Here is a 10417-nt window from a genome sequence, read left to right as displayed (position 1 = left end):
ATCGGCGTCGCCCTCGATGCCATGGGCGATGCCAACGAGCGCCCGTTCCGCGCCGGCCGCTTCCCGATCACCGAGCTGCAGCTGGATGTGCTGGTGACCCTTGTTGCCGATCTCTGCTTGAAATACCGCATCCCCGTGACGCGGCGCACGGTGCTGAGCCATGCCGAGGTCCAGCCGACGCTCGGGATCCGGCAGAACGGGAAATGGGACATCAGCTGGTTGCCCGGCATGGACGCCCCCGGCGATCCGGTCGCGGTGGGCGACCAGCTCCGGGCGCGGATCCTTGCGGCCATGGGCCAGCCCGCGATCGAGGCAGTTGCCTTCACGCCCCTGCTGCGGCGCGGCTCCAAGGGCCAAGCCGTCCGCCACCTGCAAGAGCTGCTGACGGGGCAGGGGCATGTCCTCGGCAAGGTCGATGGTGATTTCGGCGAGCGCACCGATGCCGCGGTGCGGATCTTTCAAAAGCTCAACGGCCTGAAGCCCGACGGGATCGTCGGTGCGCAGACCTGGGCAAAACTCAACAAGGGGCAGTGATCATGGACATCATCAAAGCGGCAATGCTGCCGCATCTTCTGGAAATTTTCGGGATCCTGCTGGCCTCGCTGATTGGCTGGGCCGCCAATACCGCGCGCCGCAAATGGGGCATCGACATCGAGGCCCGCCACCGCGAGGCGCTGCAGTCTGCGCTGCTCAACGGCGCACGGCTGGCGCTCGAGCGCGGCTTTGGCGGACAGGCGGCGGTGACCGAGATCCTCAAGCATGTGCAGATCAGCGTGCCCGATGCGGTGATCGGGCTGGATGCGCGGGCAGAGGTACTTGGCAATCTGGCTCAGGCAAAGTTGCGGGAGGTAGTGCAGGGCGCAGGGTGCGTCCAGAAGCTTGAGGTCGCGTTGAAGGAGTTAGATACGAGGAGGGGCTGACAGCTCGCTTTTTTGCCTTCGGCACAAGCGCATGCGAAAGGTTGGCGATATTTAACAGTGTGACTGTTCGATTGACCGCAGGGCGCCGATAGTCCGGCATGACGGTGATGGGCCAAAGGCTGCGCGCCCGCGCGCGATGGTGCTTCACTTCTCCGAATGGCAGAGGCGAATGGACAGCCGGTTCGGGCTGCGGGAAACACTCAGGTTTCCCGCAGTTTAATCCTAGTGGGCTGAAGCCGGCCATCCATCGACGTTGGTGCTTTGCAAAGCGGTTTGGGGTGCGAGAAGGTCCTTGTCATTCTTCACATGACGTCGGATCAGCTCTTTTTGAAGTGCGTTCGATGGGATCAGGTGCGCCGCAATTTCCAGCTTCGCTTCGGGAAATAGTGCCTCGAACTCTTCCCGTTGGGCCTTGGGAAGAGTCCTTTTCGTCTCGTGGTTCATAAGGAAACTCTCGGTCGGCGCAGATTCGGCGAAAACGACTTCATGCCTCGAGAAGATGAGATGAAAGTATTCAACCTGCTTGACAGTGTCGTCAACGTAGATCCCCGGAAGCTCCGTAAGGCGAATTGCTGCAACCAATGCGACGTCGGACGCAAACATACGTCTAACGATGTTGGAACTGATGACCATGCGGTGCTGGCGGGAAACAAGCAGATCACGCTTCGGTAGCCCCGCCCCCAAAGCTCCAGCAGTAATCCGTACCGGAAAAAGTCTTTCATTCCGGCGCAGTTCGGGTGCTTCGACCACGCGGCTTGTCGTCACGACGAGCTCTTGAAACCCGTTGTCCCGAGTAAGGATCTTGCAGCCGGACTTGAGTTCTTCGACCGGAATCTCTCCGAGGTCCGTCGTGACCAAGGTACCGCGGACCAGACAAGTCGCTGGGGACGGAAGCAGATCGCCAGGGACCTCGAGGGTGTCAATGTCAGAGTTCCACTTTAGAAGACCAAGAAACCCGCCTGCGGGCAACTGTGAGAAATCGATCTCCATGGTGGTATAGATATCCCCGACGGCCGGACTTCCCGCAATGTTCACTGTGCCAGAATAGGTCACCGTAATGTCGCCACTCACGCCTTGATCTGCAGTATCGAGCTCGAAGGGAAAGCCGTTCTTTGATCCCGGTGTGGAAATGCCAGAGGGGAAATCATTGTAATCATATGTCGTATCGAACACGGAACTGGCGGGCTGTAAATCGATTTTGAGTGAAGCGAGGGGCTTGGTTGTCGTCAGGTTATGCCAATCCCAGCCGTATGACATTTCAATGTTATCACCGCTGGTTCCTCCATTGGTATAGGGATCATACGCTATCCATGTCAGGGTTTCGGTCGTCCCGTCAGAGTACGTGGCGGTAATCTTCGCGCCTGCCAAATCGGTGCCCCGCGACGCAGTATCTGTGCGAAAGCCGTGAACTGTTTCATGGGGATTTTCGTCACGCCGAACAATATCGATAGAAGGCATTTACTAAACTCTTTCCACTTGCATACCAAACAACTCTGAGGTTGGTTACCCAAACTCCAATAGGTGGGATGTTTCAATATGTGTTACGGCGGTTGTGACTTGGCTGAAGTTGCCGAGTCCATGAGTTGGCAACGTTGCGTGAGGTAAATGACGCCCGAAATGACTTGTATGAACACACGAGTGGTCCTGCCAAATTCCATGTCTATTATGCGGCGTGGATAATGCAGATCAAGGTGACGAAAAAGACATGCAGAAGTGTCTGCCAACAACCCGGACTTTCGGCCTAGGCCATTCCAAGCTAGCCAGTGAGGTTTTCAAGCCATCTCTGGAGCTTCGAGTTGCAGTGGTTTTGCAGGACTGACTCTGGAATGAAAGAGCGTTGGCTGATCAGCGCACTGGGACCGTAATGTAGCCACATGGCAGCCTGCCAGATCACTGCCGCCCACTTAGTCCTCGCGGTTGATCAGTACAAATGCTGCGCGACGCAGGGCCGAACGCAATGAGTCAAGCTCGGGTCCGCCATGGCCCAGATCGTCCATCGCCTGATCCATCAAGGATAGCCAACTTTCGGCATCATGCCTACGGATCACGACGTGTTCATGTATCTCACGCAAGTTCATATGACCGTGGCGTTCCTGGTAGACGCGCCATCCCCCCAGAAATCCCAACATGAAATCCAATTGCTCGACGCGGGCGTGTGCGACGCCATGACCGCGAAAGTGCAACTTCAGCAGATCAACGCCGCGCGGGTCGGTCTCGACCAGGTCGTAGAAGCGATTGACCAGTGTGCGCAGACCATCGGTGCCGCCTATGTCATCAATTCTTGCCATCTCACTAAGTGGTTCTGCCTCACGTTGGGTAAAGTCAAGGAGCCTGTCAGGTCCGTGCGTTGGGTGTACTTATGTCCACGGCGATGATCCTCGCTCAATATGATATAATATAATTCTCAGGAAGTAGTTGGAGAATAGGAGATGACTATCATTGATCAACATATAGTGCACCTTCTGACCAATATCCGCAATAATGACGGACGTCCAACCCCAGATCTAGGTAAAGTTCTCGTCGACTCGCTTCTCAGGGCGCAAATTTACTTCGACGGTTTGGAAGCTGATGGCGGTCGAGAGGCGCCGCCTGAGTTAAGCCACTAACGGAGGAAGGATTGACGGTTCGAAGCACCATTTGGCTGACCTCCCCGCACGGACAGTATGTACGGGAAGGTCAGAGCTCTCGATAGTTACTCAATAAACTCGGTAAAAACATAAGCTAACGACTACACCTTGTGTCTACTGCACAAGGATAGGTTTGGCCATTTGTCTAAAAAGGCATAGGTAATCTTACCTATCGCCCGAAGCGTCCAATTCTTCAAAAATCAGTGTCGCTTGTTTGCTCATCGCGTCGTAGGGTTCTATGACGCGATATGCCGCATCAGAAATGGCCAACGGCTCAGCTGCGCTCAGCGCCTTCTTCAAACAGAGAATCGCTCGGTCAAGGCGTTCGACATTTTCAAGAAATGCATTTTTTTCAGTGACTTTGAGCTGGACGGACGTTGTCATTTCGAGTTCTCAGATTGTCTGAAGCTTGGAAAGGGTCAATGATATTTACCTAAACGCAATGGGAATGGCGAGGCCGGTTCATCACGAAAAGGAGCGAATGGCATATCCGCCTCGCCCAGCCCGGTTGCCGTGGCGGACGGGCGCTGTCAGAACTCCATAGTCAGTCCTACACACTGACGGCAGGTGAGGGCAGGTGAGGGCTGTCTGACTGACTGCCCGATGATGTGGAAGGGGTGAAAAGCGCGGAACGATGGGCGGCTCTAATCGGTGCAAGTTGATGTGGATAGCGAATTCGAAGGCAACCCATCGAAAAACAGGAGCGCGATCGCGCTCCTGTCAATAGTCACATAAAAAGTGATCTGCTGTTCTTCTGGTGCCTTGCGGCAAGCCTGCGGGTTTCGCTACCAGAAAGAAGTGGACGCGCGGAACTTGGTTCGTAGTCTTTAGAACTTAGTTCCGGGAAAAGCGCAAAGATCTCGTTACGCGCTGTAGGGCCAATCGCTTTAAGAGCTTCTGCACCAGTGTAGAGCGACTCAGTTTCGGCTCCATTCGAAATCACGACTTCATGGCGGTCGAAGAGCATATGGAAGTATTCCACCTCTGCTACGTCCGTTGCAATTTCAATGCCCTCAATTTGTAGAAGCTGCTTGGCTGCGACCAACACTTCATCCGCCCCAAACATTCGCTGAGCGATCTTGGATCGAACAAGAATACGGTGTTGAGGGGAGACAAGCAGATCCCTGAACGGGATGCCCGCACCTATTGCGTTCGCACGTATGCGAATGGGGTGAAGGTTCCGGTTCTGAGCAAGCGTTTCTGCATCCAGCATGCGCGATCCGAGCCAACGAATGGGCTGTAGACCGTTATCTTTGGTTGCTACGGCTGAGTTGATTGTTAGATCCTCGATTGCGACATAGCCGTAATCGGTTTGGATCATGGTGCCCTTAGCGAAGCATGTAATGTCGATCTTGATAAAGCCGACATCCGTAGTTCCGTCTCCGTCACTTATCTGATAGCTGATGCTCTCCTCACCCAAACTTCCCGATGAATCAATGGTTAACGTTCCGTCCGGGTTGAGGGTCACGATTGTGCCCGAAGTGAGCGTTACGCTATCACCAGGCGAAACATTCTGGCCATTGATCTGCGTGACGGTCAAGGTGGAGGTTGGCCCGGCGGTGTCGTTACCCAAAATATTCAGGATTTCGGTCTTTCCTCGTCCCATCGTTACGGAATCGTCGAAGGCTATAACCTCCGTTTGCACACTATCAGCTGCAATGAGGAGATTAGAGTCATAGCCACTGTCTCCGGCGTCGGCGATGCCAAACCAAATGGTATTCGGGACGCCAGGATTTACAGGCGCTTTAAGTGTTAAGGTAACAGTGAACCCATCCATTTCGGTGTTGTAATCACTGTTGCGATTGTCGATGTAAAGATTTTCATTGCTTGGTGATCCGTTGTCACCACCATCGGTGATGTTGTCGATGGAGATGTTGCCGCTTCCGATCGTGAGGGTTGCTCTTACCCCATTTACGTAAATCACAACCGCGTCATTGAAACCGCCGTTAACATACTCTGGGTACTCTTCTGACGAGAACACCAGTTGCATGGTCAGAGTGCTTCCCTGAGGTACAAATGTAGCTTCAAGGATTGCACCATCGAATGTTTGTACGCCAGCAACCTCGGTCAACCTAGGGTCAGCATCGATCCCTGAAGTATCAACTGACTGGTCACTTCTTTGGTTCGCTTCGCCGGAAGAGTTCGTAAATGCGCTTGCATGACCCGTAGACAAGATGATTCCCGATTCGGCGGGAGTCACCCCAGGTGAAATGTGGTTTCCATCGGTGAAAATGCCGCTGGATAGGGGATCGCCTTGATATGCAGCCGATACCAGCGTGACGCCTTTGCCAAAAATAGTTTCGGCAAGTTGCATGGCGTTGGCGGACGTGTCTACGGGAAGTGGGGCAGCGAGGACCAATTGTATCTCCAGATTTAGCGTCACGCAGCTGAAGCCAACACCGGCAAACTGCGGCACATGGTGGTAGAAAGAAGATCTCATGTTTTGAGATGTTTAACAGGGGTTCCTGTTTGCATTCAGGCGCAAAGTATGAACAGCCTTGCCATGGATCGGACAAATCCAGTTTCTCCGATAGGTTGTTTGGTTCAACTGGAGGGATAGCTGAACAGCAATCCGATTCTCATCCGAAAGTTGCGGGACAAGTGATTACTGAGCAGTTCTGTATGAAATTGGCCACACGCTGCAAATCTCGGCTGAGCATCAGGTAAAGAAAGTCCAAATCCAACAATTTGGGTTTGGTTGGGGCGCAAATTGAGGCTGATCTGTTTCGCATTCTCCTTGTTCACTGTCCCAGCTAGCAGAAGCTGCAAGCCTACTGACGCGAACTTCGCGTGCCTGCTCTATCTTGCGCAGGCTCAGGCGCGCGAGCGCCCAGTGAGCTTGCTGCACTCGATAGGGATATCGCTGTCACGGCACTCGCGCCCGATGTTGGCAAGGCTCTCATCAAGGATGTCGTGCAGAACTTCGTCGACGAACTTCGCAAGCCAATTGATTTCTTCGGGAGCAGGTGCAGGCGTTGGAGCGAAGGTGTTGGCTGTGCTTCAGGCCGTATAATGGGCGAGGTTTCGGGGCTCACATCGGTTTCCGCTAATTACGTGCCGAGCTCCAAGAAAGAGTATTCCGATGCATGCAGACGTCACTGGGCGGATAACCGTATGCGTGGCCCTCGACGTCAACGTCGGCGGCACAACTGTGTGCTCGGCATCAGCTCAGGGGCTTTCTGATCGGCCGGGAAGCGTCGGTATGGATGTCGATTGATTAGGTCGTGTCTACCTCATGAACACGTTGCGAACGCGATGTTTCAACAACGTTTCAACGCAGTTTGCACACTTGTGTAATTTTTAAATAAAGTATTGATAATTATTAATAATAATTAAATGATCGTAGCTGCCGTGGAGATGTTCCATCTGCGCGACTGCTATGTGACGCGGCCCAAGGATCGCGGGATCACCTCGATCGGGCGGGGCTGTCAGGACATGCTGGTCGACCGCTGCCAGTTTCTCTCGAACGAGATGTCCGAACTGGCGCAGAACCGCACCACGATCGCGATCAACGTCAATGCCAACGACACCAAGATCCGCCACAACCGCTTCGTGCGTTTCGGCCATTTCATGGTGGCCAACGGCGGCGGCCATATCATCGAGGGCAATCACTGGTTCCAAGGCGATTCCGCGCAGGCGGGCGTGCGCTTTGCCGGCCTCGTGCTGACGCAGACCAATGTTCAGGGCACGGTGAATGGCAACTACGTCGACAACAGCAGCATCGAATGGACCAACGAACATGCGGCAGTGCCGAATTTCGGAGGCAGCGAATATTCCTTTGGTGGGCTGACGATCACCGGCAATACTTTTCTGGCTTCGAATACGACGCTCGGCTTTTCATGGCTGACGGTGAAACCCTACGGCACCGGACACTTCGTCCACGGGCTCGCGGTGATGGGCAATGTCTTCAAATCCGACGTGAACAAGATCGACCGGATCGACAAGGTCGACACGACCTTTGCCGATCTCAATTACAGCCGGATGCGCAACCTGCAATTTCAAGGCAACATGTTCAACGGCGTGAACACCTATGTCGCCAATCCCGTCGATCTGACCCTGCAGCAAAACACCGCCTCGAACCGCTGGGTGATGGTTGCGGGGGCGGCGCTGCCCTTCAACGGCTGGGCCCAGAAAATCGAGTCGGTCATCGCCGAGACCGCGATCACCAATGCCTCGAATGCGCGGGTGACGGAAATGCCCTGGGTCCAGACGCAGATCGGAACCGACAAGCGCTCGATCGCGCTGAACTGGTCGACGGCGGTGAAGGGGACCGTCTCGGTCAGGGTCAGGGTCGATGTCGCAAACTAGGCGCTTTGGTCTAGGGTGCTGATCCGGGGGAGAAATGAGGGCTCCGGCGGCGAAATCCGTCGGGGCCGATTTCCTTGGAACCGCCGGCCGCTGCGCGCTTGGGCCTTCCTTCCCTTGCGGCACAGGACTTTAGTCCAAATCCGGTTTACCATCGCCTGCAATCCGGCTTACCTTGCGTGAAACCGTCCGTAGCGGCGCGTCGGACCCTGAGGAGGGGGAGCGTCGAGCGGAGGGGACAACGAGAGGAGTGCACCCATGTCAGTTGAAGCCGTTTCCCGACACCCCATTCCGTCCGGATTCGAGAATGCGATCGTGAAGCCCGAGGATTACGCGCGCCTCTATGCGGAATCGATGAATGATCCGGATGCGTTCTGGGGGCGCGAGGGCAAGCGGCTGGATTGGGTCACACCCTATACCAAGGTGAAGAATACCGATTTCACCATGGGCAAGGTCTCGATCAAATGGTTCGAGGACGGGGTTCTCAACGTCGCGGTCAACTGCATCGACCGCCATCTGCCGAGCCGCGCCAACCAGACCGCGATCATCTTCGAGCCCGATGATCCCTCGGCACCCGCACGCCACATCAGCTATGGCGAGCTCTCCGAAAGCGTGAACCGTTTCGCCAATGTGCTGCTGAGCCAGGGCGTGATGCGCGGCGACCGCGTGGTGATCTATCTGCCGATGATCCCCGAGGCGGCCTATGCCATGCTCGCTTGTGCGCGGATCGGCGCGGTCCATTCGGTGGTCTTCGCGGGCTTCTCGCCCGATGCCCTCGCCAACCGCATCAACGATTGCGGCGCGAAAGTCGTGATTACCTGCGACACCGCCCCGAGGGGCGGCCGCCGCACGCCCTTGAAGTCGAATGCCGATGCAGCGCTGCTGCATTGCTCGGACCGCGTGCGCTGCCTTGTCGTCAAACATACCGGCGACCAGACCACCTGGGTCCAGGGCCGCGATGTCGATGTGCTGGCCCAGATGAAAGAGGTCGCGCCCGATTGCCCGCCGCGGCCGATGAATGCCGAGGATCCGCTTTTCATCCTGTATACCTCGGGTTCGACCGGCAAGCCCAAGGGCGTCGTCCATAGCAGCGGCGGCTATCTGTGCTATGCGGCGATGACCCATCAGATGGTCTTCGACTACAAGGACGGCGACGTCTATTGGTGCACGGCCGATGTGGGCTGGGTCACCGGCCACAGCTATATCGTCTATGGCCCGCTTGCCAACGGCGGCACGACGCTGATGTTCGAGGGCGTGCCGAACTTCCCCGATCCGGGCCGGTTCTGGGCGGTTTGCGAAAAGCACAAGGTCAACCAGTTCTATACCGCCCCGACCGCGATCCGTTCGCTCATGGGGCAGGGGCCGGAATGGGTCGACAAATACGACCTCACCAGCCTGCGTGTGCTGGGCACGGTCGGCGAGCCGATCAACCCCGAGGCATGGGTCTGGTACGACAAGCACGTCGGCAAAGGCCGCTGCCCGATCGTCGACACCTTCTGGCAGACCGAGACCGGCGGCCATATGATCACCTCGCTTCCGGGCGCGATCGACACCAAGCCCGGTTCGGCGACGCTGCCCTTCTTCGGGGTGAAGCCGGTCGTTCTCGATGCCGCGACTGCTGCCGTACAAGAAGGTAACGGGGTCGAGGGCGTCCTGTGCTTCTCGGACAGCTGGCCCGGCCAGATGCGCACGATCTGGGGCGATCACGAACGCTTCATGGAGACCTATTTCCAGCAATATCCCGGCACCTATTTCACCGGCGACGGCTGCCGCCGCGACGAGGACGGCTATTACTGGATCACCGGCCGCGTCGACGACGTGATCAACGTCTCGGGCCACCGCATGGGCACGGCCGAAGTCGAATCCGCGCTGGTCGCCCATGTGAAGGTCGCCGAGGCCGCTGTGGTCGGCTACCCCCATAGCCTCAAGGGGCAGGGGATCTATGCCTATGTCACGCTGATGAACGGGATCGAGCCCTCGGACGATCTGCGCAAAGAGCTTGAAACATGGGTGCGCACCGAGATCGGTCCGATCGCCAAGCCCGATCTCATCCAGTGGGCACCGGGCCTGCCGAAAACCCGCTCGGGCAAAATCATGCGCCGCATCCTGCGCAAGATCGCCGAGAACGATTTCGGTGCTTTGGGCGATATCTCGACTTTGGCCGATCCTTCGGTGGTCGAGGATCTGATCGAGAACCGCCAGAACCACGGCTGAGGCTTTTTCCAAAGCCTGAATGCATAGAAACCCGCCGCATCCATGCGGCGGGTTTTCTTTTGGCGACCGCTGCCGCGCGCACATCTGACAGGCTGCGGCCTTGACCGGCGGCGGGCAGCGCGGCTAATTGGTGCGGCTACGGTTCCGGAACATCCGGATGAAAAGGGAATGCGGTGAGATCCCGCAACTGCCCCCGCAACTGTAAGCGGCGAGCGACGGCCGACACGCCACTGGGCAACCGGGAAGGCAGGTCTGATGCTTTGACCCGCGAGTCAGGAGACCTGCCGGCGCGATCACCCATTCGGGGTCCGGGGCGGACCTGCGAAGCGGATTGACCGCAGCGGTGACCAA

8 protein-coding genes and 1 riboswitch are annotated in these 10417 nt (G+C 56.7%); of the genes, 4 read left to right on the top strand and 4 right to left on the bottom strand.

What is annotated here, in order from left to right; genetic code table 11:
* Both ACFFUC_RS09215 and ACFFUC_RS09210 read left to right on the top strand, forming a co-directional pair.
* Positions 1-534, top strand: a 534-nt coding sequence (locus tag ACFFUC_RS09215; protein WP_377685585.1) for a peptidoglycan recognition protein family protein, incomplete at its 5' end; no start/stop codon positions are given.
* 2 nt (positions 535-536) lie between these two features.
* A complete protein-coding gene (locus ACFFUC_RS09210; RefSeq protein ID WP_377685583.1) occupies positions 537-920 on the top strand; it encodes a hypothetical protein in 384 nt (127 codons plus the stop codon).
* Between the two features lie 222 nt (positions 921-1142).
* Here the strand turns inward: ACFFUC_RS09210 and ACFFUC_RS09205 are convergent, their stop codons facing one another.
* From ACFFUC_RS09205 to ACFFUC_RS09190, 4 genes are all read right to left on the bottom strand, one after another.
* Complete coding sequence (locus ACFFUC_RS09205; protein ID WP_377685581.1) at positions 1143-2378, bottom strand: Hint domain-containing protein; 1236 nt, start codon at positions 2376-2378, stop codon at positions 1143-1145.
* Positions 2379-2824: 446 nt separating this feature from the next.
* Positions 2825-3208, bottom strand: a complete 384-nt coding sequence (locus ACFFUC_RS09200) for a globin domain-containing protein (protein WP_377685580.1) — start codon at positions 3206-3208, stop codon at positions 2825-2827.
* A gap of 504 nt (positions 3209-3712) precedes the next feature.
* Positions 3713-3931 (bottom strand): hypothetical protein, encoded by a 219-nt coding sequence (locus ACFFUC_RS09195; protein ID WP_377685578.1) that lies wholly within the window; start codon positions 3929-3931, stop codon positions 3713-3715.
* Between the two features lie 343 nt (positions 3932-4274).
* Positions 4275-5987, bottom strand: a complete 1713-nt coding sequence (locus ACFFUC_RS09190; RefSeq protein WP_377685576.1) for a Hint domain-containing protein — start codon at positions 5985-5987, stop codon at positions 4275-4277.
* 896 nt (positions 5988-6883) lie between these two features.
* Between ACFFUC_RS09190 and ACFFUC_RS09185 the strand changes: the two genes are divergently transcribed.
* Entirely contained in the window at positions 6884-7855 is a 972-nt protein-coding gene (locus ACFFUC_RS09185; protein ID WP_377685574.1) for a hypothetical protein, read from the top strand.
* A gap of 255 nt (positions 7856-8110) precedes the next feature.
* Complete coding sequence (gene acs / locus ACFFUC_RS09180) at positions 8111-10066, top strand: acetate--CoA ligase (protein ID WP_377685573.1); 1956 nt, start codon at positions 8111-8113, stop codon at positions 10064-10066.
* 122 nt (positions 10067-10188) lie between these two features.
* Positions 10189-10369: riboswitch (cobalamin riboswitch) on the top strand.
* Positions 10370-10417: the final 48 nt, after the last annotated feature.

It is taken from the genome of Paracoccus cavernae, assembly GCF_042430175.1.
Classification (GTDB): Bacteria; Pseudomonadota; Alphaproteobacteria; order Rhodobacterales; family Rhodobacteraceae; genus Paracoccus; species Paracoccus cavernae.
Note: the sequence above shows the minus strand (reverse complement) of the source record. Positions and strands in the feature narration are given on the sequence as shown.